Raw genomic sequence first — 25,144 nt, forward strand, 5'->3', positions numbered from 1 at the left:
AAAACGTATAGATCCTCCCAACAATACTACTGCAATAGGGACAACGAAGGTCAAAAAGTAGAGGAGTCAAAGACGTCAGAATAAAAGACCACTCAAGGTAATGACAGGGAGATATATTTCACTGCAAGGTACTCATCAAGCCCCCAGCTACCGCCTTCACGTCCATACCCGGACTCTTTGATCCCTCCAAATGGAGCCTGAGCGGTTGAAGGAAGACCATCATTTACCCCTATAATGCCGTATTCCAATGCTTCTGCAACGCGGAAGGTTCGTCCAATATCACGCGTCCAGAAGTAGGCCGCCAGGCCATAAGGAGTATCATTTGCCAGCTTAATAGCTTCCTCCTCTGTTTCGAAGGTCAGAATAGGAGCGACCGGACCAAAGGTCTCCTCAGTCAGCAGGCGCATCCCAGGCTGAACATCGGTCAGGACTGTTGGTTGATAGAAGAGGCCTTCACGAAGCTGACCACCTGTCACAAGGTGTGCCCCTTTGTCCAATGCATCTGCAACATGTTCCTGCACCTTTGTTAATCCCTGCTGATCGACCAGTGGACCAATATCGGTCTCTTCCAGCAGAGGATCGCCCTGCCGTAGCTGCGCAACTGCCTCGACAAAGGCAGCCACAAACCGATCTTTGATCGTCTCCTGGACATAGATTCGATTGGTACAGACACAGGTCTGGCCCGCGTTACGGAACTTACAGGCAATGGTCTCTTTCACAGCGGCTGCAATATCCGCGTCTTCAAAGACCAGAAAAGGTGCATGCCCGCCTAATTCTAAAGAGACACGCTTGAGGGTTGGTACAGCCTGGGCCGCTAAGATCTTTCCAACCTCAGTCGATCCCGTAAAGCTGAGCTTACGAATCTGGGGACTCTCCAGGAATACGGTTGCAACTGGAACTGGCTCAAAGGTTGGAAGCACCTGAAAGGTTCCAGGAGGTCCTCCTGCCTGCTCCCACAGCCGCCCAAGATACAACGCGGTCAGTGGAGCCTGTTCTGCGGGCTTGACAGTGATTGTACAACCAGCAGCTAAAGCTGGCGCAACTTTACGGGTAATCATGGCCGCTGGGAAGTTCCAGGGTGTAATCACAAACACAGGGCCAACGGGCTGCTTCTGGACGAGCAAACGCTTCTGCGCAAATTGGCTCGGCAAGATGCTCCCATTGATACGCGTTGCCTCCTCCGCATACCAGGAGACAAAAGAGGCTGCATATTTAACCTCGCCCCTGGCTTCCCGAACCGGTTTGCCCATCTCCTGAGCCATAAGAGAGGCAAGTTCGCTCTCCTGTTCCAGCATCAGCTCATACCAGCGCCTCAACAGACGAGCTCGCTCAAAGTTTGTCACCTGCCTCCACTGAGCAAAACTTGCTACTGATGCGTGAACAGCCTGCTCAGCCTCAGACGTTCCACAATCGGCAACCTGAGCAATCTGCTCGCCAGTGGCTGGATTGTAGATCGGAAATGTATGCTCAGTTGTGTGCCAGTTACCAGCAATAAAAGCCTGTTGGATGCCCTGTGTCAGACCATTTGCTGAACCATTCAGCTCATTCATGACTTATCCTTTGACAACATCTCTAATCAGAGTCGACAAGGTCTGCAACGCTTGCTCAGCGCTCTCATTTGAGATCACGAGTGGAACCAGAATACGGAGAACATTCCCATGAAGCCCTGCCTTCAAAAGCAAGATGCCCTGATCACGTGCTCTTGTAATAATTGCATCTACTAATTGAGGAGCAGGCTCCTTCGTCTGAGGATCATGCACAAACTCCAGAGCCTGCATCATCCCCAAACCACGAACATCACCAATGGCTGGTACCTCACTTTGCAGGTGTAAGAAAGCCGTACGAAAGAGAATGGCAAGCTCTTCAGCTCGGGCTAACAGATGCTCCTCTTCAAAAACATCCAGTACTGCCAGACCTGCCGCGCAGGCCAACGGATTTCCTGCATACGTCCCTCCCAGACCCCCTGGGGCAGGTGCATCCATGACATCGGCCCGTCCAATGACTCCCGAGAGTGGCAAACCACCAGCCATACTCTTCGCAATGGTAATCATGTCCGGCACAACGCCACTATGCTCAATTGCAAACATCTTTGCCGTTCGCCCAAAGCCTGATTGAATCTCATCGGCAATCAACAGAATGCCATGTTGCGACGTTAGCTTACGAAGCTCACGCAGGAACTCAGGTGGAGCCACCACAAAACCACCTTCGCCCAGGACTGGCTCAATAATCATCGCCGCAACCTGATCGGGAGTCACCTGGGTCTGCAATAGCTCGCGTAGCGCCTCCAGAGCTCGCTCACTACTCCAACCACGGTACTCATAGGGGTAAGGCACATGATAGACTTCTGGTGCAAACGGACCAAAGCTCTGTTTGTAGGCGGTCGCCTTCCCTGTCAAACTCATACCCATCAGCGTCCGTCCATGAAAGCTATGTGTAAACGAGATAATTGCAGGTCGCTTCGTCGCAACACGTGCAATCTTGACAGCATTTTCGACCGCTTCTACTCCCGTTGTCAAAAAGATTGTCTTCCTGGCTTCATCTCCTGGTGCTAGCCTGTTAAGGCGTTCCGCCAGACGGATATAAGGCTCATACATAACCACCTGGAAGCATGTATGCGTAAAGTGCTCCAATTGCGCCTGGACCGCTTGCATGACCCTGGGATGATTATGTCCAACATTGAGTACTCCGATGCCTCCAACAAAATCGAGATACTCTTTGCCGTCAATATCTTGCAGGAATGCTCCACGGGCAGAAGCTGCAAAAATTGGATGCGCGTTGGATACCCCTCGAGGCACCTGACTTGCACGCAAATCTTGCAGGGCCTCCGTTCGAGACTGGTTGCTAAGCATACAGCCTTCCTCACTCTTCTCTACCAATGTTTGAACCATACACTTGCATATGTACTAACTGTATAGCTCAAATATACTTAGAAAAAAAAGAAAAAACTAGTGTCATAGTGGATAAAAAAAATGGTTACCTTTTATCTTTTAAGGATAAAAGATGACACGCAAGCTGCAATTTAAAGCGAATATCTGGATCATTGAGATCCAATGCTGCTATTTCAGCAGCTTTAACCAGGCGGTACTGGAGGGTCTTTGGATGGATACTGAGCTGTTCTGAGGCAATTGAGGCACGAAAACCAGTCTGAGCCCAGGTTAATAAGGTCGTAACCAGAATATCTCCATTGCGCTGCTGCTTTAAACGCCCCAGCAAAGCATCGATAAAGGTTTCTTGCGCCTCTTGGTCGCCAACAAGTACTCGTGGTAAGAGTAACGTCTCGTAGTAGTAGAGACTCTTGCTTGGAATCGATGACAGTAAAGAGAGGACTTCTCGATAACTCTGCTGTACCCCTACTACGCCTTGATGAGGAAGTCCAAAGGCCAATGTGACATTGTCTTGCTTTAAAACGCTCCAGATACGTTCACCTGGACAACTTTCTGGCAAGAGAAACGGGATCTGATTGATAGAGACAGAGAGCAACGGGGCCTGATTTAAAAAACGCAAGCGCTGGCGCAATTTCTCGATCAACCGCTCGCGGCGCAAGAAGCCATCTCGCGTCAATGGAACAGGCTCATTTAAAATGACCAGGCCCACGCGATAACTCTCATCAGGATTAAATCCCAGCAGACGGGCCCTCTCCAGGGTATAGGGGGTCGCTTCAAAGCGTCCTTCAAGCAATGAGTCAAGAAAGGTATAGCCAAAACGCGACTCGATGGAGGTTAATTCACGTTGATGCGCAATATGAAGAGCCGCGACGATAGCCGCATGTTCAGCTGCACGTACGTCCAGTTCGCTCAAGGCATCGTTCCCTTCAAGCACCCAGACCAGGCCCACCTGCTCTTCCTGCAATCGAATGGGGCAGAGAATACACTCGGAAAAACCTTGCTCGGGAAAGGCTGGAATATGAAGCGGCTCGCTACTGGTGGCGATGTTTTTCAGATACCCCGATGCAGTCAGATGGTCAAAGAAGAGGGGAAAGCTCTTTCCTCCCTCTGTCCCAACCACTTGAGCAGCCAGAACATGTCCCTCTGTATCGGCAAAAGTTACTGAACGCTGCGTTAAATTGCTAAGGGTCATGGCCAGATCTTGTAGCCCTCCCTCTCCCAGAGCAGCCTTTGTCAGGGCACGATGAATGGCTTCTGAACGTTCAATAACCCGATATTGCTCAGCAAGCAGCATTCTATGAGATGCCTCTGTAATACGAGCAAAGGGAACATCCCAGGGTATCTCTAACAGAGGCAGTTGCACAGCATTAGCCTCTTCGCGAGCAACCTCCGAAAAATGCTCAAAGAAATGAGGGACGGCCAGACCAACCCCGGCCAGGTTGCGCTCTGCCAGAGCTCGCACGAGGATGCGTTGCCGTTCCTCCTCCCGAGGCCACGCATAGCCCGCAGTGAGCACAAATTGACCTGCCTGTACCCAGGGTAACATATCTGGAAGATCGCTAATATGCACCCAGCGTACATCGCGCTCCAGACCTGCTTCTCCCGCCACCACATGAGTCCCCTCCAGAACTGGAAGTGAGAGCAAATCAAGCAGTTTCATCCGTTATTCCTCCCCCAGGATACAGGCACACTCAACATGTGTTTACTCAATTATCATCAGCTGGTCAAGGTACCAATCCATTGGCATAATCGGTCAAAATTTCTTGCGCAGCTCGAGCACCCTCTTCCGCTGCCCCCTCCATGTAGCCCTGGTAATTGAGAGAACAATGCTCGCCAGCGAAATGAATATGCCCCTGCCGAACCCTTTCATAGCCACTAAACTGTGTATATTGACCCACAAGCCAGCAAGCATAACTCCCCAGCAGGTTTGGATCTCCTGTGGGATAGCTAAGAGACGCTGTTCCCGTATAATGAGCACTGATACCAGGCCAGACCATTTCTAGCTGCTTCAAAAAGGTATGGGCGGCATCCTGAGTTTTGCTTACAGCGCTGGTCGAATAAGGTGATACTGGCTGAAATGAGGCTCCATAAGCCCCACCCGAATAATTGACAATAATCCCCGATGCACCGGGCTGAGCACGCGTCACATCCCATGTATTCTGATATCCGAGATCGGTATAGCTATTGCCATTACTAACACCCGGCCATGCTCCTGTTCCATTCCAATACCGTGTATCAAATTGGAGCTGAAGCTTGGAATTAGTTCCATAACCCAGTTTTGTAATTGCGGTCTTTTTAAGCGTATCAAAGCCTGCCTGACTATAATCCAATGTACGCAAAACACTAAACGGAAGGGTAAGGATGACGCGATCAAAGGTGGCCTGTTGTGAGCCAGCAGGTGTAGAGAACGTCAACGTAACACTGCTATCAGCATTAGCAACCAATCTGGTCATTTTCCAATTCAGTTTAATCGAGCCAGCTGGCAAACTATTGGCAATGGCGATCGGAAGGCCCTGATTGCCCCCAACAATATGGTAACGCTCATCCGATGCCCCAAAGATCTTGAAATTTCCAGGGGACACTTGATACGAGAGCAGATAGACCAGATTCAGCGCACTCTGCTCTTTTGTCTCGCGGCCATATTCGATATTATAGGCCACATCAAGCAACTGCCCCATATTTGACTGATGTCCGCCAGCTACATATTGTTCGATCCAATCATACAGACTCAGATGGTCTAACTGATAGCCCGTTGAAGTATAGCTATTGTAGAGCGTTGGAAATGGAGCAGCCTGGGTCTGATCCTTCAAAACCTTGTAGACCTGCTGAAAATCACCATCAGCATCACTTTGTAAATAGTATTTGCCAAAGAAATAATAGGTATCCTGAGAACTGTTGGGTTCGGCTGCTGGAAGATCAACAAGTGACAGATTGAACCGTCTGGCGAGCTGCTGAATCGTTTTGTGCGAGGTGTCAATCAGCTCAGCACACCATTCACTGGTCTGACCATTGGCCCATGTGGTCGTGTCAGAGTGCATACGCCCGCCCACACGGGATGAGGATTCATAAATAGTTGTGCTATACCCTTTATCCTGCAATGTTAGTGCAGCATTGAGCCCGCTAATGCCAGCACCAATAATTGCAATCCTGGGTGGTGAGCTAGCCTCTGCTTTTTGTCCATGACCCGTGAAGCCAAGAGGATCGGTGAGTGTAACGCCCGCAGCAACCGCTCCGAGTCCTTTCAGAACATCTCGACGACTGGGCAACGTGCGATGGTGTTCTCGTACCTCTGCAACGGTGATCTGCTGCTCATCTGCCTGTGCATGCTCATAAGCTAATCGCTGGAGTGCACGCATAAGTGGTGTTCTGGCCATCTTGTAAAAGGTCCTTCCTGTGTGTACATAATCCGTTATTAGTAGCATTGGGAAACCCAGACAAAGCGTAATGACTTCCGTATGACCGATCATGGTCACAAGTTGAGAATGAAAAGAGAGAGACTGGCATGCTGAACAATCAGGATAAATTGCACAGCATGCCAGGGGTTTTAGCTAGTGATGCTCATGATGCTCATGGTCACAACAATGGTCCTGTTGTGGCGTACTGGGGGGCACGTCTAAAGCGGGGCTACGATCAAAAAAGCCGGTTGGCTTCAGCATAAAATTGAGATAGTGAACGGGCATGACAGGCCAGTCTTCAGGGCAGGGAATATGGTGTGCAGTCATGTTGTACCAGACAACAACATCCGTATTCTCGATCGAGCGATTCGCTTGCGTCCAGCGTGGCAGCCCATCTCCACCTCGATGTTGATTCGGATAATCTCCGGCTGGATACTTTTCATCTGGATGATAGGGTGTCACCCAGAGCGACTTCTGCGTAAAGCCTGCACGCTGCATAATACTGGATTCTGCATGGGCAAAAGGAAGCGTGTTGCCACCAGGCATCAACTTATAGGCAACAGGATCTCCCAGTGCGTTAAAGCTTGTCGGATTCACGATCTTCCAATAACGGCTACGCAATGGATCAACCACTTGCTGCGCCTCGGATTCAGTTGCAAGCAACGTTGCTTTAGCAAAGAAAGCATTGCCATGCGGATTCTCAGGACCGGGCTGCTCAGCCTCTGTATGAACTTCATAGACAGAGTTCTGTAGACCATCGACCATCATATCAAGGCGCACATTAAAGATATGTTGATGATTCGGAGCCATCAGTTGGGGAGCAACCAGGGCACCATACTTTGGCTTTACGCCTGGAGCGACGGCTCCGGTGCTCATAATGCCTGTCAACTTTGACTCAAACTCAATTGTTCCATCGAGATAAAGATACCAGAAGAACCCGTATTCATAGTTGTCAATAGTACAGATAAAGGAGATCACCAGACGGCGCGAGCGGCGAACTTCCGTATTGTTTGTGCGCCAGTCATAGTGTTTCCATAAGATGCCATAATCTTCCTCATGCATACAGACAACATTGGGCAGGGTGATCACCTCTCCACGCCCATCAGTCATAAGGGCATCAAAATAATGAATATGTCCAAGACAATCACAGCCCAGTTGAAGCGCATTGGCAAGCGTTCCTAACCCATACTCGCCTGCATCAAATGCATTCTTACGATAGTGGCTGACTCCCGGGTCACCATAGGGTACAACCATCTCTGCCAGTGATGCACGATACAAAATAGGCCGTTCACGCCCCTTGTCCTCATAGGTGAGCGTATGCAGCACCAGACCTTCACGCGTATTAAAACTGATGCGAAAACGCCATTTCTGCCAGCTAATCTCATGTCCATTGACAGAAAAACTTGGCCCTTCAGGCTGAGTAATCTCAATGGGCTTTAAATCCGTGCGAAGTTGACCAACAGCCTCTGGAGTATAGTTACCCGATTCCGGCGGAATAGGAAGTGCACCATAATCATCAATGCGCACAACCTCGCCTCGATTCAGGTCGATTAAAGCTACAATCCCCTCAATCGGATGCGCATAGGCATTATCTCCAGGGTTTTTACGCATATACGGTAGAGAGCGCAGAAGTCGGCGGCGCTGTACATCTTCCGTCTCATAATATCCAACGGACCAGCTATCAACCATCACCAGATCCAGATCAGTGATACCACGCTTTCGTAAAGCCTCTTGAAACGCAGGGTGTGCCTTCAATAAGGTTTCCGTATCAGCCAGCTCATCAGGAATAATCGATGGCTGTGCACCATCCAATTCCCGCCAACTGACAACCCGTTGATCCGTAATCGAAACGACAGCCTCATATGCCTGCTCAGCGAGATAGTCAAGCAACACGATAAAAGCCTCACGTACAACGGCATCGCCTGATGTAAAAGTCAGCACTACATCTTTGGCAGGTTCTTGCAGGTTCACTGACACAAAACGTGTGCTCTCTGGCAATTTCTTCTCGGCGCGCACAATCTGTACAGCAGATCTGATCTCATCTGCCGTCAATGGCTCTAAAGGATGCTGAACCGTTGCGGTCGAACTGTGCGCAATAGCATGAGGAATCTCGGTCATAAGGATTGTACCTTCTTGTAGTAGCTGCATATTTCCAGATTTGGAAATAGAAATTGTCAGGTAGATTTGCTACCATCATTTCATTTTTACCTATACCAGGAAACACTCTGGTATCAAGTAAAAATCAATGCTGATAGAAATAATGTGGAGGCATTTGAACAGGTTTTTTTGAGCACTGAATTACCTAAATTGTAAATGGACAACTGCGACCTGTCAATGCTCGATAGCAATGTGCAGTTTTTATAGTCAGAACATCCACAAATTAGAGGTGAAACAATCTATATGTTCCCTGAAAAGAACAGGCTACCTTCTGGCAGAAGTGCCCTCCATTCAACCTATACTAGCGAATTGATCCCTTTTCGCCTGACTTCAAGGCACGTCTATCGTTGCTTAGCCTCCTCTCTTATCCTCAAACGTACCATCATATGACTATGGCTAAATGATACACCATAAAGAATATCTGGCCATGATGACTCCAACTATAAAGCAAAATAAGCTCAATAATGTATTGACAGAAGCTGTTCCATTCTTCATAATTAAAGAAACCACTTGCATACATGGACTCCTTACTCTTCAAAACCACCACCTTGAAAGAGAAGAAGAGAGTGTGAAAATGGCCTCTCTATGCTTCCAACAACACTACTGTGATTGGTCGTGCTGCCTATCAATGCCGCATAGGATCACATGGCGATGCATCAGTTGATGGATCTCCACCACCCGATCTCATCTCTTTATTAGTATGCCCATTTTTATCGTTCATAATCATCCTTGTTATCCATTTCACATATGCTGTGAAGGAGGCAATCAGTATGGGCGCGATTATTCGTGAAGTTACCACAGAAGCGACTCTCTCAGAAAAGAAGAAATTGCGGAAAGAGTTCCGACTTTTTGACATGATTTTCTATACGGTCGCGGCTATTGTTGGTATCGATACTCTGGGTGTTATCTCAACAAATGGTGCACAGGCTCTTACATGGCTGTTGATCTCAGCCGTTACGTTCCTCTTCCCCTATGGGTTGCTGACTGCTGAGTTAGGAAGCACATTTACACAAGAGGGCGGAGTATATGAGTGGTGTAAAATGGCTGGCGGACGCTTTTTTGCAGCACTGGCCGCAACGCTCTATTGGATCTCGAATCCATTGTGGGTTGGTGGTACGCTTTCAGTGACAGCCATCACTGCTATTAAAACCTTCTGGTTTGGCAATCCAAATATAGTGTGGGGCGGGAATCCAATCGTTGATGCTTGTTTTGAAATGCTGGTTGCACTCATCTTTATCTGGGGAACGACCTGGTGTGCCATCACTTCTTTACACTTTGGAAAGTGGCTCACGCTCATCGGTTCTTATGTCAAAATTGCTCTTTTTGCCGTTTTTGTCTTACTCGCCAGCACTTATTTCTTTGGAGGCCATGCCACAGGCGCTCACTTCACCCTGAAAGAGCTTATTCCCTCGACCGATATTGGTCTGATTTTCAGCGCTATCCTCCCTGCGCTCATCTTTAACTGGGTTGGTTTTGAGCTCCAGAATGGAGCCAGTGAAGAGATGATTAATCCTCAAAAGGATGTTCCGAAATCAATCATTAGAGCTGGTTTGAGTACTGTTCTGATTTACGCTATTCCCATCGCAGTGATTACCTTTGCTCTGCCTAAAGACCAGTTAAACAATGCCTCTGGTTTCCTGGCTTCCTTCCAGTTAGTTGCGACTATCCTGCCAGCGCCTGTTGCGGTGACTCTGGGTGCACTCGTAGCTCTGGGTGCGATTATTGCGGTTGCCTCTAGCGGTGGCTCGTGGCTTATTGGTGCCGATCGCACGATGGCCATCTCTGCCCTGGATCGCAATGCTCCAGCTTTCATTGGACGCTTCAGTAGCCGGTACGGAACGCCTATTGTGGTGAATACGATGTCGGGCATCGTGGCCACAATTGCAATGGGGGCCGCAATTGCAATCACTGCATTCTCTACCGATCCTAATATTGGAACATTGTTTAGTCTCGTGATGGGCTTCTCAATCTCTACCAGCACGCTCTCTTATCTCTTTATCTTCCCTGCCTACCTGATCCTCAAGTACAAATATCCCAACGTGAAACGCGTCTATGAGGTCCCCTTTGGGAAGTTGGGAGCCTGGATTGTGACACTCTTGCCATTCGCGTATGCAGCCCTGGCCAGCTACTATCTCTTGATTCCAACAGACGCTACTATCAGCAAGTATACAGGTATTACCCGCCTGACCTACGAACTTACTCAGTTCTCACCGCTTATCTTTATTGTCTTGCTCACCATTGTCTTCTTTATCTTAGGGCAAAGAGAGAAGAAGAATAAGTTTGTAGAAATCGAACTGAATCTGGACAGTGTACAGCTTAATGAACCAATTCTGGAGGGCAATGCTGCCGCTTTAGGAGATTAAAAGTCGAAAATCGTTATTACCCTGACGGAATATACGCAACGTATTCATAGACAGTATAAGATGAAAAGGACTGTATTCCGCTTCATCTCATACTGCCAACAGCCTCTTCTCATCTCTTGAGAGGAGGCTGTTCTGGTACTGAAACGACCAGATGACTGGCTGAGGCTTATCCCTGTCAAATCCAGTGAGATCGGAATGCTCACTCAAGCACCAGCTCATTTTTTTTTGAGCTTCCAGCACAACGTTATGCTTCGCTCAACGACGTTTTCACCAGGATGGAAAAAAATGCCCACCTCCTTGAACAAGCTTTGATGTATCAGAAAAAGGGTAATTTACTTTTATAGTAGATCAGATATGGAACATAATTATAACTACTTATTTAAACTCTATATCCCGCCGCCATATGTTTCTATTTTTTGAACTATTTGACATTAATAATCATTTTTGATTAGAATGGAAATGTATATTTGCTATCAAGCTCTTATCCAAACTCGAGAGGATTGATGATGCTTCAATACAAGTGGCACAAAAGAGCTATCTATGATCTCTATATCATCCTCTCCTCTATGATGGAAGGAAACCAACTCTTATTATGGCTTTTCGTTTATTTGGTAAAAAGAAACTTCCTGCCGCACAAACGACTTCTCGTCTGACCTCTCTTCCTCAAACAATTGCCCAAGAAGACCCAATACAATCTAAAGAGAAGATCATTAGCGGTCGGCGCTTCCTTTCTAATGAAGATTATGTCTTTCCGAAGGATTTTCCTGAAAGTGAACGCTTGAACTTTCAGCATTTTTTCTTGCGCAGCCTCTTAAAAGGAAATTATGCAGCTCCATTCTCAGTGAGTGCAAGAGCAATCCTGGATGTAGGGTGTGGAACGGGGATCTGGGTTCGTGAGCTTGCCCAGGAGTTCCCAAACGCTCATGTGACGGGGGTAGATCTTGAGGTTTCTACAATTAGCGCATCAAGTCTACTGAATTGCCACTATGTATCTGCGAATGTTGTACAGGGCCTTCCATTCCCAGATCAACAGTTCGATTTTGTCCACCAGCGCCTTCTCGTCGCCGCCCTGCCAGCCAAAGATTGGCCTCGCGCTGTCTCTGAACTCGTCCGTGTGACAAAGAAGGGTGGCTGGGTTGAGCTTGTCGATGCTGCCGATGCGTTTGTGAAAACTGGTCCTCTGACGGAGAAAATGATGGGCTGGTGGCGTCTTGCTGGAGCAAAAACCGGTTTTGATGCCTCACAACTTACGCGCCTGGATCTCTTTCTGCTCAATGCTGGTCTGCAATCTGTCAAACAAGAAGTGGTTCCCGTTCCTCTGTCATGGGGAGGACATGTTGGCGACTTGATGGGGAAGGACATGCTGGCAATCTTTGGGAATCTCAGGGCACTCGTCTGCACACGTCTCCAGCTTGTTTCTCAAAAAGAATTCGACCAGACATTAGATGCACTTCCAACGGAATGGGCTGCCTATCAGACGCAATTTCACTTCTTTGTTGCGTATGGACAGAAAGTCTAAGCACCCATTCATCTCTTACCTGAACAGATTCTAGCGTCTCAGCCAGATAGACTCTACCTTTCCAGACATAGCCAGGAAGTAGATCTGTTAGCCATACTGCAAGAGGTATGTACTTTTTTCTGATGGAGATTGCAGTATGGCCCTCTTCTTTCGCTGCTATGCCGATTCTTTTTTACTACACCTTTCCAATTCTATCTACACCTCTCCAACTAAAGTAGTATTCTTGCCTCCTGCAAGAGAATACACCTCTAGTTGCATCACCTTCTCTCTCCTATACGCTACACTAAGGCCATCGAGATAAACAATCTCACAAAGATACATACAAACTTTTATGCAACTGAGAGGAATACAATGCTAGAATTACACCAAAAACGCTCTTTATCATGGATGCAGCGAATGAGCTTAGTAGCGCTCGCTGGTATCTTGCTCTCTCTACTCATCACACTAACCCAGACACATCTGGCACATGCCTGTGCCATTAACAATGGCTGTTTTAATGTCCTGGATGGAGTTGTGAGTGAAAACACGCCTTATGAATCTCTCTTAGACATCAACTCGTCCGTTGTCAACAATAATCCAGCGGCCGCCATTATTGTCACTCCTAATGTGACACCATTCGGTGATTTTGAGGAGACGCTTCTCAATGAGGACAATATTGGAGTGTATTACCACGCGGGAACGTGGTCCATCTTCAATCAAGACCATACCAATATTCAGCAACTCTCATCTTTCAACGTCTATGCGACTACAGACCCCAAAGGGAGCCTTGTTCATACAGCCAGCGCTGCCAATATCAGCAGTTATATTACCTATATTGACAACCCTTTGACCAATAACCACCCTGATTTAGAGCTCTTTGTAACGCCTAACTGGAGTGGAGCGTTCGATGATCATCCTCTAGGTGTCTGGTACGATGGCATTAAATGGAGCATCTTCCATGAGGATCTGACACCCATAAGCAGCAATGAGTCATTCAATGTCGCCATCAAACCCAAAAATAGTGGGAAGGCCTTCATCCATACAGCCACGGCTGCCAATACCAGCAGCTACCAGACCTGTATCAATAACCCTATCGTCAATAACAACGTGAGTTTACTCTTGCATGTCACACCAGATTGGACGACAGGCCCAGTCTATACGAATAGCAATTACGCCGTTGCCTACAATCAATTCACGAATGAATGGTGCATCGAGAGTATCAATCTCAAACCGATTCCAGTCGGAACTGCCTTTAACGTCTTCTCCAATTAACATAAAATCTCCCTCAGGTGCCGCCTCCCACAATCGTGGGAGACGGCACCTGAGGGAGATTTTGGGGCAGGAGACAGGCAGGAGTCCGAAGGTTACACAGTCCTCGTTTCAAAACGAGCATCAGCCCAACAGTTCAAGTTGGAAATGCTGAAATCCTCGAGCAGACTCGCTCTCTTCACGCTCAAAGGTGAGATAATAGATGATATCATGCTCTGCGGTTGGTTGAATAACGCTCGTTACCTGAGCCACACGATTGATATCCTGGCTCTCATCATCGATAACACGGACAAGATCCCCTACCGCGTGGGGTGAAAAAGAATTTGTTGCCATACCATCCTCTTTAATAACATGCACATAAAATAGAAAAACTGCATGCCAAACAATAGTGACTATAAAATTATTCTCTCCGCATCCAGGCAGGGGTCAACTTCATATCTTCAGATTGTACACTATTTCAGGTATTTTGATGAGAGGTGAGACAGGGCAGATTTTTTTGAGGCGTCAATCTGGGGTTGGGTGAGATGAAACACGAAGACATGAGTATGAGACAGAATTCTGCCCCTTTGCATATGCCAATGTTATGCCAATGTATGGGCCACCTATCCTCCTCTGGTAGAGAAGACCTCCTGATGAGCGAAAGGACTTCAACCAGTGTTTCGTCTTTCTCATCAGGAGGCGTTGATAGGTAAGGGCGGTTACTCACCCCTTACGACTAACATCAGTTCACAGGAGTCACGGCTGCATAGCTGGTGCCAATGCGGAACTCGTCAAATGAGCTCTGATTGGTGCCATCACCGCCATAGTAGGTGAGACTCTGGAATGTTACAGCCAGATTCGAGGTAGCCTGAGCATTGGCGCTGCTGGGAGCACCATTGCCCAATGAGCCAGGATTGACAAACAGACTTGCGCTGGTGTTAGAGCTAAAGTCGATACGCAAGACCAGAATGGCCGTCTGCCCAACCTGAACCTGAACATTGCTATTGAAGACCGTCCCACCCAGTCGCACGCCCCAGTAGCGTAAGCCCCCGGAATTAGAGGCCGAGCCAAAGTAGCCAAAGCCAATCGACGAACTGGCACAGCCTGTACACCAGCTAATGCCAGAGTTATGGAGCGTCAATGAGTTCTCCTGATCATCGCTGGCATCTTTTCGTATCAGGGCACTCACCCAGAGAGTTGAACCCGACTGACCAATCAGACCATTTGTCAGATATGTGCTGAATGGTCCAGTTGCGCTCACATTCAAACTGCGACCAGCAGACTCATAGCTTAGCCCACCAGTTGCATAGTTTCCGGATGTCTTTAGCGTTGAGAAAGAGAGCGCCGAACCTGAACTTACATTGTAGCCAGGAACCGTCGTTTTTCCACTCTGCTCGGTCCAGGCGCCAGACCAGCCTGTGCCTGTATTCTGACCCTGAAGCGCACCAGTGCTTCCGCTGAATGGATCGGAGGCCAGGAGGGTTCCGCTGCCTCCACCACTGCCACCAGAACTTACACTCACATTGGTAAAGGTTGAGCTATTGAGCAGGCTGGAGTTATGAGCGGTTACCGCCAGACCAACGTAAGCACTACTCCCCATTGTCACGGTATCAGAACCGATCTGCGTCCAGATGCTGCCATCGCTGGAGATCGAGCCCGTAAAGGTTGTGCCACTGCGCACCAGTCTGACCCAGTACGGAGCCGTCGTGGTTCCATTATTAGTGTTGCTACTACTTCCACCAGTCGTTGTGCGCCGTTGGAACGCAGCTCCATTGCTAGAAGTCAGAGCCATAAAGGCATGTGCAGAGGAATCAGTGAGCGTTTCACGAATCATCACGCCAGCTTTGGCCCAGCCATCAGTATTCTGAACGCCTGTAACCTTAGCGGTGATCGTACCATCACCATTAAGAGGCTGATACACATACCGGAAACCATCGTTGCTGCCCCAGATATCGCTGCCCGAACCAGTAACTGTAAAGGTTCCACCTGTATAAGAGGCCGAACCGGTCTGGCCCACTGAACCAATATCTTGCGTCTGCCAGGGTGAAGGCAGACCTGGTGTTGGCGTTGGTGTCTGAGTAGGTGTCTGCGTTGGCGTTGGTGTAGGAGTGCTCCCACCTGAAACGTTTACACCATTCTGCACAATCGAATCAATGGCCTGGAGCTTGGGAGTAGAATCTAGAACGGTAGGGATGGCCAGCCCATAATTTCCACTTGAAGAGTCAAAGTACATCAACAACTCGCCACCAGCCTGGGTAAACAGAGTCTGAGCCTGAATCTCCATCGCCGTTGCACGTGGATCAAGATTGGCCTGCTTCTGCAAACTACTGATATTGTCTCCACCAATCTGAAAACCACCCTCATAAGCAATATCATGCAGACCATAGGCACGCGTAAAGGTGACGTCGGTAACCACCGTTCCATTCACTACACCATCATCAAGTCCTGAATTATACATGTCGTCAATGGTACTGGCACTGGCATTTTTCACACCGCTGTATGCAGCCCCTCCCCCTCCATAAAGGAAGTAGTTCACTGGATGAGGATTTGAAACATGCTGCCCATCGGCGTTATTGTAGTAATTATTCAGGAATGATAGCTCCACATTCGCTGTATCCTGTGCGTTTCCATACTGCCACTCCAGGATTGGTCGAATCTGTGGATTGCTGTTGGGAGGCATAGCGGCATCTCCAAAGGTCGAACGAAAGATATCGCTCATCTGCTTGATCCGTAAAGCAATACGGCGCCATGCCCACGTCCAGTCGCCTGTATTTCCATCATAATTGAGCGGGGAGCCACCAGCATTGACCTCGGCTACCCCTGCATCATGATTCTGATGCATCTGGAGGAATGACCCATTCCAGAGCTCATTGCTGTTCTCAATATAGAGATGCAAAGAAGCATTCAAAGGCGCATGAACCGGGTTGCTCTGGGAGCTGGAATAGACCGATCCATTCGCGTCGCTTCCGTATTTAAACAGCTTCGCCAGTTGGGTAATGTAATCATTGGTCGCCAGCTCGGGAATGTTAATATAAGCATCCTTGCCCGTCTCATTGCAGAGCTGAATCACATACTCCCAGGAAGCCTGCCCCTCCTGACTATTCTGTGGCAATCTGCGATCCGACCAGTTTGACTCAAGCGAACCATTGGTATTCGTGGTATCCATAAAACGAATCGCCTGGAAACGACCGACAAAGTTTTTAATGGCAGCCGTAAAGGTGGTACTAAAACTATAGCTGGTTGTAGCCCCCGGCGAGGTAGGGCGCATCAGCTGAACATTGGTAACACCTGTATTGATGGCACTGCTACTATTCCGCTGGGTATTGGTAAAGTTCAGACGTGGGGAGCTCTCACCATCAATCGAGACGGTCGCAGTCGTTGTATTGCTATTCGCATCATATACCTGATTCGTAATCGAACCAGCTACCAGCGAAAGCGAAAGGGTCGCCTTCCCGTTAAAACGGACAGCGTAACTTCCGGTTGTGTGGATGAGAAAGCCGCCGTCCCATAAGAAAGCAGCAAAATCACCTTGTGGCCAGCCATTGGCATCTACGGATGGAGGAGCACTCTGCCCAGGAGCCGCCTCTAAGCGCCAGGTTTTAAAGGCATCAGCAAACAGGAAATCGCCATTCGAATCACCTGACCAGGCTAGATTCACCCCAACCGCAGGATAGACCGTCGCAGCAGGGACAGACTGTTGCTTTCCACTGGCCAGAGCCGGAGAATGCTCTACAAACAGCCAGAGACTGGTACTCCCAAAGGAGAGAAGGAAGAAAGAGAGAAGGAGAAACACCCATCCAGTGGGTTTTCTTTTAGCAATCATGCCAGAACAGTCAATGCTACCTTGCATTATGGTATTCCTTTCCTATCGCAAAAACTCATCTTTGAAGTTTTTCCAACGAATTGCTTACCCGAAAAACAGATTGCCTCCTTTCTTATGAGCACTACAAGACAGGTCGACATGACAACACTTCATTATGTTGTATATATCAAAGAGGCCTTAGAGAAGGCCACAGAAGATGTCTCCTGGATAGTTAATGCTTCAGGCGGTCAAAATAATCCTTTTGAAATTGATGGCTTTGGAGATGTGGTTGCTCCAGTCGGGCAGTTGTCGTCAAAGCGGAAAGTCTCGCTTCTTTCGGCTGCGCATCTGTAGAAGTTCGAGCTATCAGATGTGACTGAAGTGCGGTATATGGCGCGATGGTCTCTCCACGCAAACCTCGTAAGAGTTGTTGAGCCATCTCCGCACCAATCTCTTCCAGCGGTGGACAAAGACTCGTTAGGCCAAGCTCACATGAAGGGCCAATATCATCAAAACCAATCAATCCAAAATCAATACCTGCTTGCTTATCAATCTCAACGGCTGCTTGCAATACCCCATGGGCAATTGAGTCGGTTGGAGCAATGATTCCAGGCTGCCGGCCAGACATACGTGCGAGAGAACCATTGGCAAGTTCCTTAAAAAGAGCTCGCCCTTCTGTCAGACCAACGAGCATGCCTTCTCTCAACGAAGGTGGATGATCTTTCTCCTGTTTATCTTGTTGCCGGATCAAAAACATTTCATCCGGCAACCCCGCAGCCTGCAAGGCCGCCTGGGCACCACGCAACCTCTCTGCTGTCCACCACTCATTCCAACAGTCAAGAAAGATTAAGGGACTATACCCCATCTGTAGCAGATGTTGCGACGCCTGATACCCTGCCTGCATGCTATCATAACTGGTATGAGGTAATGAACTCTGGCCTGTATGCCAGCCATGCAGAACGACTGGAATCTGAGTCGTATCAAGAAACTCCGACACTCTTGCCGAGACACGTTGGATATCAACAACGTTCACGATTGCTAAAGCCTCAACACCATTGAGTAGTAAGGTGAGCATTCCTTCTTCCAGAGTCGCAAGTTGCTGATCTGGTCCAGTGAAGCGCTGAAGAAAATGGACGCGACCACCTGCCAGCGAAAAAGCTCGCTCCAGCGCTCGCACCACACGAGACGACCAATCATATAAACTATCTTTATCATACGGAACTACGGGGAAATCAGCGGCAATTATTCCGAGAATAGGGGCGTTACGACGATCAGGTAGACCTTCAACGGCTGGTCGAGGTGTTGCAAATGGTGTCAACAACATCTCCTGAGAGAGATCCTGCACTTGCATGTTTGCCTGTGCCATCAGTCGTACCTGTGCATCTTTTGTCACAAACGTCCCTCTTCGAGACTCCGCACGGATGAAGCCATTCTCGATTAAGAGGTCTATCGCATGCTCAATTGTAGGTAGCCCCACGCCATATTCTTCCGCCAATTTAAGACGACTGGGCAGAAGCATATCCGCAGGCCAGATTCCATGGAGAATCTTTGTTCTGATGTCCTGCTCAATACGACGATAGACAGGAATAGCAGCAAGCCGCTGTACGCGTTTCCCCTGTGTCATAGCTTCCTTATTCTCTATACAACCTGGTATATATAACTATGTATATAAATATATATAGTCAAATGCCGCGTTTGTCAAGTGGTCGCGCAATCCTTTTCACTCTTCACTTTGTCGTCATCCTTCTTTTGGAGTATCTCCCATCTTTTTGACCTCCTCTCGCTCAATAAAATGATATAATAAAGATGCATTACTCTTTTTTGCATCGTTTTACCGATAAAACATCAGGGTGAAGATAAGAATTAGATAGAAACGCAAGGATGAAAGATGACAATATTTCTGGCGCTTTTTCGCGGTATCAATGTCAACGGACGAGTTGTCAAAATGGATATGTTGAAAGAACTTCATGCTTCCCTGGGCTTTACGGATGTCATCACCTATATTCAAAGCGGCAATGTGATCTTCACGAGCAACGAGACGGATAGCTTAACGCTTACTCAAAGGATTGAAGAGGGGTTTCAACAAAAATTTGGTTTTCGCTCATCAGTGATCATACGTACGGTAGACGAGTTGCAGCAGATCATCGATAACACTCCTTTTCATGATCAGCCTGAAAAAGAACCCAAATGGATTGTGGTTACTTTTTTTTCTTCGCCTCCTCGCGAGGATGCTGTGGAGCAATTTCAAAAGCTCTACCAGGGTCCTGAGGAGCTCTATCTCAAAGGTCGTGATCTGTATACATACTATCCCGAGAGCATTGGACACTCAAAACTTCCAGCTCATCAACTGAGCAAAATATTGCAGGCCGATGGCACTGCTCGCAATTGGAATACCATCCTGAAACTCCAGAAATTGATGGCATAAGTACCTTTTGCTTACGCATTCCTGTTTCAACAGAGCGACCACTACAGACAGGCTACATTTGTTGTTTGCTTCCTACCTTAATAAAGACCCTATAAAGAGAAACAGGGCATTTCCTGTAGAAATCACCAGTGACAAAGGGTTCAAGATCAGCAATAATGGTCATGGCGAACTTCCAGTCATTATTGTGCTCTTCATCAGCACATGAAGAGCTATTCAGAAGAAAGAGATGGAATATATTCTATGACCCTGGAGAAGACTCCTCCTACTTTATATGAATGGGCTGGTGGAGATGAAGCATTCAAACGACTGACTTCGACTTTCTATGGCAAAGTACTTGAAGACCCCCTGTTGGAACCGCTCTTTGGTACCATGGCTCAAGAGCATCCAGAACGAGTCGCATGGTGCCTGAGTGAGGTGTTCGGTGGGCCAAAGACCTATACAGAGCAACGTGGAGGTCATCGCCACCTGATTCAGCAACATCTTCACCGCCATCTCAGCGAACAGCAACGAGCCCGCTGGGTTAGCCTCTTATTAGAGACCGCAGACGAGATCGGGCTCCCATCAGATCCTGAGTTCCGAGCCGCCTTTGTCAGCTATATTGAATGGGGCAGCCGCATTGCCCTCTCAGTCTCACAATCTGATGGTGAAATTACTGAAGATCTGGACCCTATGCCCCAATGGAATTGGATTGTAAAACCGTTTCAGGATTAAATATCCACAGACAAACAGCTCACTTCTTCTGTTCAGGAAATAAGTGAGCTGTTTGTCTGCCTGTTTGAAGCCGTACGCTATTCATCAGCAACCTTCAACGCTCCCTAAACGTCTCAGCATCAGCAAACACTCTGGAAAATTGATTGATAGATGTAAATTTTCTTTCATTTCTGCGTGCAAGAGAGAGACCCATTCTCAATCACTGTGTTCATGCTCAACAGTACGTATGTCCTTACAACAGGTCATCCATAATAATTCCGATAGAAAGGATACGTGATGCGCTTTCTTTTACATCGTGGTATCATTGGCCTCCTCGCGGGCCTGCTGAGTAGTATCGCTTTAAGCGTGACCATTACGCCTTCATGGGTGGGTGTCTTGCTTGGGCTTCTGTTTGGGGGCTGCTACTCCCTCTTCTTTCGCCCCACCCCACGCGCCTATGGTGATAGCCTGATGGTTGCAACTGGCCTTGGAATAGTTCTGTGGATGTTGTTTACTATCCTCTTGTTACCACTACTCTCTGGTACGCCACCTCAATGGACTGCTACGGAGATGCGCAATCATTTTCCTGCGCTAATCGGTTGGTGCATCTATGGAACAGGTCTCGGACTCCTGGTTCAGGTGGGAAATGATCTCTCGTTGCGCTATCTCGGTACAGAGGTTGCCCAACCAGTACCACAACAGGCAACAAAAACGCACGTTGTGATTCTTGGTGGTGGATTTGCCGGAGTAACTACTGCGATGCAGTGCGAGAAGTTGTTTGCGGGCGATCCTTCGATTGAGCTGACAGTAGTTAGTGATACCAATGCTCTTCTGTTTACGCCTATGTTAGCAGAAGTGGCTGGAGGAAGCCTTGAAGCAACTCATATTAGTAGTCCATTACGAACGAGCCTGCACCGCACGCAGATTGTCAAGGGACAGGTGCAGGAGATCTGTCTGGAGAAGAAACAGGTTACATTGGCTTCGCATGACCAATTTTCCCCCGAAAAGACCATTCGTTATGATCACCTTATCCTGGCCCTGGGCAGCGTTTCAAACTACCTTGGACTCAAAAATATTGAGCAAGTGGCCTTTGACTTTAAAAGTCTTGCCCATGCCATTCGTATCCGTAATCATGTGATTGATCTCCTTGAACGTGCTGATAGAGAGACCGATGAGGCGACACGCCAGAAACTCCTCACCTTTATCATTGCAGGTGGCGGGTTTGCCGGAGTCGAGTTAGCAGGCTCATTGAATGACTTTATTCGTGGCTCGCTTATTTACTATCCAACGATTCATGTACAGGACATCAAAGTTATTGTCGTGCACCCTCGCGAACGGATACTGCCAGAATTAAGTGCTTCTCTTGCTCAGTATGCGCTTGAACGTATGCAAAATCGTGGTGTTACATTTAAGCTTAACACACGCGTCTTAGACGCTGATTCTAACCTTGTTCGTTTAAACCCATCAGAAGAACTTCCCAGCGCAACGCTTATCTGGACGGCTGGCGTTCGCCCCCATCCATTGGTCGAGAAGCTTTCACTAGAGCACAATTCGCGTGGTGCCATCTGTGTAGATAAACATTTAGCAGTTCCAGGAGCCTCTCAGCTCTGGGCACTGGGCGATTGCGCTGCGGTAATCGATGCTAAAACAGGTCAGGCAGTCCCACCTACTGCTCAATTTGCGTTGCGAGAAGCAAAAACGCTGGCTCAGAACATCTATGCCAGTGAACACAAACAAGCTCTCAAGGCTTTTCACTTTGATGCGTTGGGAACACTCTGTGTTGTAGGCTATCAGACTGCTTGTGCTGAGATCAAAGGGCTATGCTTCTCGGGCTTCTTCGCCTGGCTTATGTGGCGTGGCATCTATCTGGCAAAGCTTCCTGGTCTGGAACGAAAATTACGCGTCTTAAGCGACTGGCTGATTGAAATCATCTTCGCGCGCGATATTGTGCAGACGCTAGATGTCGATGAGACATATTCACCTGCAAAGATTCAGCCCTCCATGGATCAACCTGTGCAACAAGCACAACTCCATCCATCTAGCTATCCACAGGAGTAGTTCGATCATGACACATCCCTACCGCTATAGTATGGGCTTCTGCATTGGCTGCTTAGGAGGGCTTCTCGTGGCCATGACTGGCTCTTCGCTTTCACTTTTAGCCACGCTTCTGCTGGGAGGATTAAGTGGTTTATTCTTTGTTTTCATCAGTTTATCACGCCTCACAAGCGTTGGAGCCGGACTTATCTGGAGCCTGGGGTATGCATTCTGGCTCTGGATTTTGATCCCTGCGGGCATTATCCCTTTACTTCAAGGTGCTCCCCATATGGGGATGCTCGATATGGCACGAGCACATTTCTCTGAACTGGTCGCTTATCTTCTCTTCTTCGGCCTCCCTCTGGGCATCGGTCTAAGCATAAGACCACCATTCTCATGGCATCCAAGAAGGCTGATTGAAGGAGGACTGGCAGGACTGCTGAGTAGCTGGCTCCTTGGCCCATGGCTAGTACGCCAGAATGCCTCTGTGTTTATTGCAGGCATTAACGCAATACCATCACCCGCGATGAGGCTAACGCTCCATATTATGGTGGCACTAGTGATCGGGATGAGCTTTGGGTTGCTCTTTCAGCAAGATATTCGGGGTCCCGGCTCTGGTCTCTGCTGGGGAGTAGCTTATAGCATCTTCTGGTGGTTCTCAGGTTCCCTTACGATCCTCCCACTTTTGCAACACCAGACGATCTCCTGGTCATATCAGCACGCGAGTTCTCTGTTTGGGGCGCTAGTTGGCTCTGTTCTCTATGGAACTGTACTGGGTTTACTCTATACGCTTCTTGATCGTTTATGGGTGGGACTCTTCATTGACTCAGACCCACTTAATCGCAATAGGGAGGGAGTAGGCACGCGTACCGCTCGGGCACTTACCTGGGGAGCTATTGCCAGTCTGGTTGGAGGGCTCCTCTTTAGCATTATCATGTATGTCACAGGGATTCTAGCTCAGGTTGCTGCGCTGGTTGGCAGTTCTTCACTTGTGCTTGGCTTCTTCCTCCATCTCGTCATTAGTATCCTCATCGGGATGAGCTTTGGACTCTTTTTTGTCTATGAGGCTCCTAATGCTGGCGATAGTGTCATCTGGGGAATGCTGTATGGTCTGATCTGGTGGTTTATTGGGCCCTTAACATTACTCCCACTCTTACTTGGTGGCACTCCTACATGGTCGATTCAAGCGGCTGAGGTGCTCTTACCATCCTTGCTGGGACATCTCATCTATGGTGCAACTACTGGTCTGTTCTTCCTTCTCCTCCAACGACGTTTTATACACAGCCAACAGGCTGTCGGACAAGAACAACAACTACGTCGACCAGTCGGTACACCTATCCCTGCCCTCTGGCTCTTTCTCCTTGGTCTGGGACTGATGCTCCCACTCCTGTTAGTCTGAGGATTCTGAGCAAGCCAGGACATATCCTGGCTTGCTCGAATCGTTGCAATGCGAAAAGAACTGACATCAGAGCTCCTTTTGCAATGAATAACATATCTGGCTTCACAAGAAATGTCTGAATGGCTTATCTGTTATGAACATGGCGGGCCACTGCGAATACGCTGGCGAAATTCTTCCAACGACCAGCCCAGACCTTCTTCCACCCACCAGGTAGCTCCTGCCCCTGCAAAAGGTGATGTGATCTTGCTCGCTTCCTGAGGATTATTAGGCGTCTCACCACTGACGATTATATCAAATTCTGAAGAATGCTGTGTACGTTGAGACTGTAGATAAGACAGGCACTCTTGAAAGTCAGCAACGGTAAGCCACTTCTTTGTTTTGGCATTAATCGACTTCAAGCAAGCCCCATCCCACTGGACAGCGCGGCGAAAAGGTGCGTGATTGGGCCAGCCTCCTGCAACCCAGAGTGGGATACGCGGTTCTTGCACCGGTCTGATATGCAAATTCGCTTGCTCCAGAGCATAATATTCACCAGTAAACGAAAAAGGATCACCTGTCCATAGGCCAGCAAGGATGGTCATCCCCTCCTCCAACTGTCTTGCTCGAACAGAAAGAGTGCGTTCTTCACCAAAGGCTGCAAAGACCTCCTCACCGAAGCCCAATCCAACAGTACAGATCATACGCCCATGAGAGAGCTGGTCCAGATTTGCTAAACGTTGAGCCACCAGATAGGGACGATGTCGAGCAAGTGGTATAGCCAGCAAGCCAATCTTAATGTGAGACGTCTGCAAAGCGATGGCTGTCAGCGCAATCCAGGGATCAATCACTGGAGCTTGCTGAGGTAGTACATCCCAGATAAAAAAGCCATCCCACCCTGCGTGTTCAGCATCAACCGCCAATTGAGCCAATACACGAGCATCTGCATATTCACCAGTTGTAGGAACATCAAGTCCAAATTTCATGTATTTCATTCCTATCCTAAAATAAAATATGTAGTTATTTTAACACAATAAAGTAATACAGTACAGTAAAAGTAGATGATTGGTATTCCGTCTCTTCTTTGAGAAAAGGGAGAGCTTTTAGACAGCACATATCCAGGCCTTCTCTCAAATAATGGGGTCGCTACTCTCCAGCCGAACCGAGGCATTGACTGAAGGCACGCTCAGGACCTTTGCAAGCGGTCTGGCGTTTTTAGAGAAAGCCAGGATCTGTCTGAGAGCACACAAAAATAAGAACGATTAATTTTTG

Annotated in this window: 16 protein-coding genes; 7 read left to right on the top strand and 9 right to left on the bottom strand. The window is 48.2% G+C overall.

All coding sequences use genetic code 11. The annotated features are described in order from the left end of the window. Nucleotides 1-92: 92 nt before the first annotated feature. The 5 genes from EL628_RS27940 to EL628_RS27960 form a co-directional block, all read right to left on the bottom strand. On the bottom strand, nucleotides 93-1,550 hold the full coding sequence (locus EL628_RS27940) for an NAD-dependent succinate-semialdehyde dehydrogenase (RefSeq protein WP_126583259.1): 1,458 nt from the start codon (nucleotides 1,548-1,550) through the stop codon (nucleotides 93-95). 3 nt (nucleotides 1,551-1,553) lie between these two features. After that, nucleotides 1,554-2,849 carry a 4-aminobutyrate--2-oxoglutarate transaminase gene (gabT, locus tag EL628_RS27945; protein ID WP_126583260.1) on the bottom strand — a complete coding sequence of 432 codons (1,296 nt, stop codon included), beginning with the start codon at nucleotides 2,847-2,849 and terminating at the stop codon, nucleotides 1,554-1,556. Between the two features lie 124 nt (nucleotides 2,850-2,973). After that, the gene (locus EL628_RS27950) at nucleotides 2,974-4,545 is read right to left on the bottom strand and encodes a PucR family transcriptional regulator (protein ID WP_126583261.1); all 1,572 of its coding nucleotides are present in this window, start codon (nucleotides 4,543-4,545) and stop codon (nucleotides 2,974-2,976) included. Nucleotides 4,546-4,609: 64 nt separating this feature from the next. Then, nucleotides 4,610-6,259, bottom strand: a complete 1,650-nt coding sequence (locus tag EL628_RS27955) for a flavin monoamine oxidase family protein (RefSeq protein ID WP_161975834.1) — start codon at nucleotides 6,257-6,259, stop codon at nucleotides 4,610-4,612. 174 nt (nucleotides 6,260-6,433) lie between these two features. Beyond that, nucleotides 6,434-8,398, bottom strand: a complete 1,965-nt coding sequence (locus EL628_RS27960; RefSeq protein WP_126583263.1) for a primary-amine oxidase — start codon at nucleotides 8,396-8,398, stop codon at nucleotides 6,434-6,436. An 809-nt stretch (nucleotides 8,399-9,207) separates the two neighbouring features. Here EL628_RS27960 and EL628_RS27965 point away from each other — a divergent pair. The 3 genes from EL628_RS27965 to EL628_RS27975 all read left to right on the top strand — a co-directional run bounded on the left by EL628_RS27965 (nucleotide 9,208) and on the right by EL628_RS27975 (nucleotide 13,570). After that, on the top strand, nucleotides 9,208-10,800 hold the full coding sequence (locus EL628_RS27965; RefSeq protein ID WP_126583264.1) for an APC family permease: 1,593 nt from the start codon (nucleotides 9,208-9,210) through the stop codon (nucleotides 10,798-10,800). Between the two features lie 592 nt (nucleotides 10,801-11,392). Beyond that, complete coding sequence (locus EL628_RS27970; protein WP_126583265.1) at nucleotides 11,393-12,319, top strand: class I SAM-dependent methyltransferase; 927 nt, start codon at nucleotides 11,393-11,395, stop codon at nucleotides 12,317-12,319. Nucleotides 12,320-12,670: 351 nt separating this feature from the next. Further along, complete coding sequence (locus EL628_RS27975) at nucleotides 12,671-13,570, top strand: DUF7452 domain-containing protein (protein WP_126583266.1); 900 nt, start codon at nucleotides 12,671-12,673, stop codon at nucleotides 13,568-13,570. Between the two features lie 120 nt (nucleotides 13,571-13,690). On the opposite strand, the gene EL628_RS27980 is transcribed toward EL628_RS27975, so the two are convergent. From EL628_RS27980 to EL628_RS27990, 3 genes are all read right to left on the bottom strand, one after another. Beyond that, nucleotides 13,691-13,900 carry a hypothetical protein gene (locus EL628_RS27980; protein ID WP_126583267.1) on the bottom strand — a complete coding sequence of 70 codons (210 nt, stop codon included), beginning with the start codon at nucleotides 13,898-13,900 and terminating at the stop codon, nucleotides 13,691-13,693. A 388-nt stretch (nucleotides 13,901-14,288) separates the two neighbouring features. Then, nucleotides 14,289-17,396, bottom strand: a complete 3,108-nt coding sequence (locus EL628_RS27985) for a hypothetical protein (RefSeq protein WP_126583268.1) — start codon at nucleotides 17,394-17,396, stop codon at nucleotides 14,289-14,291. A gap of 184 nt (nucleotides 17,397-17,580) precedes the next feature. After that, nucleotides 17,581-18,972 (bottom strand): substrate-binding domain-containing protein, encoded by a 1,392-nt coding sequence (locus tag EL628_RS27990; protein ID WP_126583269.1) that lies wholly within the window; start codon nucleotides 18,970-18,972, stop codon nucleotides 17,581-17,583. Nucleotides 18,973-19,236: 264 nt separating this feature from the next. Here EL628_RS27990 and EL628_RS27995 point away from each other — a divergent pair, with 264 nt between their 5' ends. The 4 genes from EL628_RS27995 to EL628_RS28010 all read left to right on the top strand — a co-directional run bounded on the left by EL628_RS27995 (nucleotide 19,237) and on the right by EL628_RS28010 (nucleotide 23,896). Then, entirely contained in the window at nucleotides 19,237-19,773 is a 537-nt protein-coding gene (locus EL628_RS27995; protein WP_126583270.1) for a DUF1697 domain-containing protein, read from the top strand. A 240-nt stretch (nucleotides 19,774-20,013) separates the two neighbouring features. Beyond that, entirely contained in the window at nucleotides 20,014-20,484 is a 471-nt protein-coding gene (locus tag EL628_RS28000; RefSeq protein WP_126583271.1) for a group II truncated hemoglobin, read from the top strand. A 276-nt stretch (nucleotides 20,485-20,760) separates the two neighbouring features. Next, complete coding sequence (locus tag EL628_RS28005) at nucleotides 20,761-22,521, top strand: NAD(P)/FAD-dependent oxidoreductase (RefSeq protein WP_126583272.1); 1,761 nt, start codon at nucleotides 20,761-20,763, stop codon at nucleotides 22,519-22,521. A 7-nt stretch (nucleotides 22,522-22,528) separates the two neighbouring features. Next, nucleotides 22,529-23,896, top strand: coding sequence for a spermidine synthase family protein (locus EL628_RS28010; RefSeq protein ID WP_126583273.1), 1,368 nt, complete (start codon nucleotides 22,529-22,531; stop codon nucleotides 23,894-23,896). Nucleotides 23,897-24,027: 131 nt separating this feature from the next. Here the strand turns inward: EL628_RS28010 and EL628_RS28015 are convergent, their stop codons facing one another. Further along, nucleotides 24,028-24,858 (bottom strand): LLM class flavin-dependent oxidoreductase, encoded by an 831-nt coding sequence (locus tag EL628_RS28015; protein ID WP_161975835.1) that lies wholly within the window; start codon nucleotides 24,856-24,858, stop codon nucleotides 24,028-24,030. Nucleotides 24,859-25,144 lie beyond the last annotated feature (286 nt).

This window comes from Tengunoibacter tsumagoiensis (assembly GCF_003967535.1).
Taxonomy (GTDB): Bacteria; Chloroflexota; Ktedonobacteria; order Ktedonobacterales; family Ktedonobacteraceae; genus Tengunoibacter; species Tengunoibacter tsumagoiensis.

Bases quoted from the DNA above. Each gene is read 5' to 3' on its own strand.
- EL628_RS27995 (WP_126583270.1), top strand. From the start codon at position 19,237: ATGACAATATTTCTGGCGCTTTTTCGCGGTATCAATGTCAACGGACGA.
- EL628_RS28000 (WP_126583271.1), top strand. From the start codon at position 20,014: ATGACCCTGGAGAAGACTCCTCCTACTTTATATGAATGGGCTGGTGGA.
- gabT (WP_126583260.1), bottom strand. From the start codon at position 2,849: ATGCTTAGCAACCAGTCTCGAACGGAGGCCCTGCAAGATTTGCGTGCA.
- EL628_RS27955 (WP_161975834.1), bottom strand. From the start codon at position 6,259: ATGGCCAGAACACCACTTATGCGTGCACTCCAGCGATTAGCTTATGAG.
- EL628_RS27965 (WP_126583264.1), top strand. From the start codon at position 9,208: ATGGGCGCGATTATTCGTGAAGTTACCACAGAAGCGACTCTCTCAGAA.
- EL628_RS27950 (WP_126583261.1), bottom strand. From the start codon at position 4,545: ATGAAACTGCTTGATTTGCTCTCACTTCCAGTTCTGGAGGGGACTCAT.
- EL628_RS28015 (WP_161975835.1), bottom strand. From the start codon at position 24,858: ATGAAATTTGGACTTGATGTTCCTACAACTGGTGAATATGCAGATGCT.
- EL628_RS27985 (WP_126583268.1), bottom strand. From the start codon at position 17,396: ATGCAAGGTAGCATTGACTGTTCTGGCATGATTGCTAAAAGAAAACCC.
- EL628_RS28010 (WP_126583273.1), top strand. From the start codon at position 22,529: ATGACACATCCCTACCGCTATAGTATGGGCTTCTGCATTGGCTGCTTA.
- EL628_RS27975 (WP_126583266.1), top strand. From the start codon at position 12,671: ATGCTAGAATTACACCAAAAACGCTCTTTATCATGGATGCAGCGAATG.
- EL628_RS28005 (WP_126583272.1), top strand. From the start codon at position 20,761: ATGCGCTTTCTTTTACATCGTGGTATCATTGGCCTCCTCGCGGGCCTG.
- EL628_RS27990 (WP_126583269.1), bottom strand. From the start codon at position 18,972: ATGACACAGGGGAAACGCGTACAGCGGCTTGCTGCTATTCCTGTCTAT.
- EL628_RS27940 (WP_126583259.1), bottom strand. From the start codon at position 1,550: ATGAATGAGCTGAATGGTTCAGCAAATGGTCTGACACAGGGCATCCAA.
- EL628_RS27960 (WP_126583263.1), bottom strand. From the start codon at position 8,398: ATGACCGAGATTCCTCATGCTATTGCGCACAGTTCGACCGCAACGGTT.
- EL628_RS27980 (WP_126583267.1), bottom strand. From the start codon at position 13,900: ATGGCAACAAATTCTTTTTCACCCCACGCGGTAGGGGATCTTGTCCGT.
- EL628_RS27970 (WP_126583265.1), top strand. From the start codon at position 11,393: ATGGCTTTTCGTTTATTTGGTAAAAAGAAACTTCCTGCCGCACAAACG.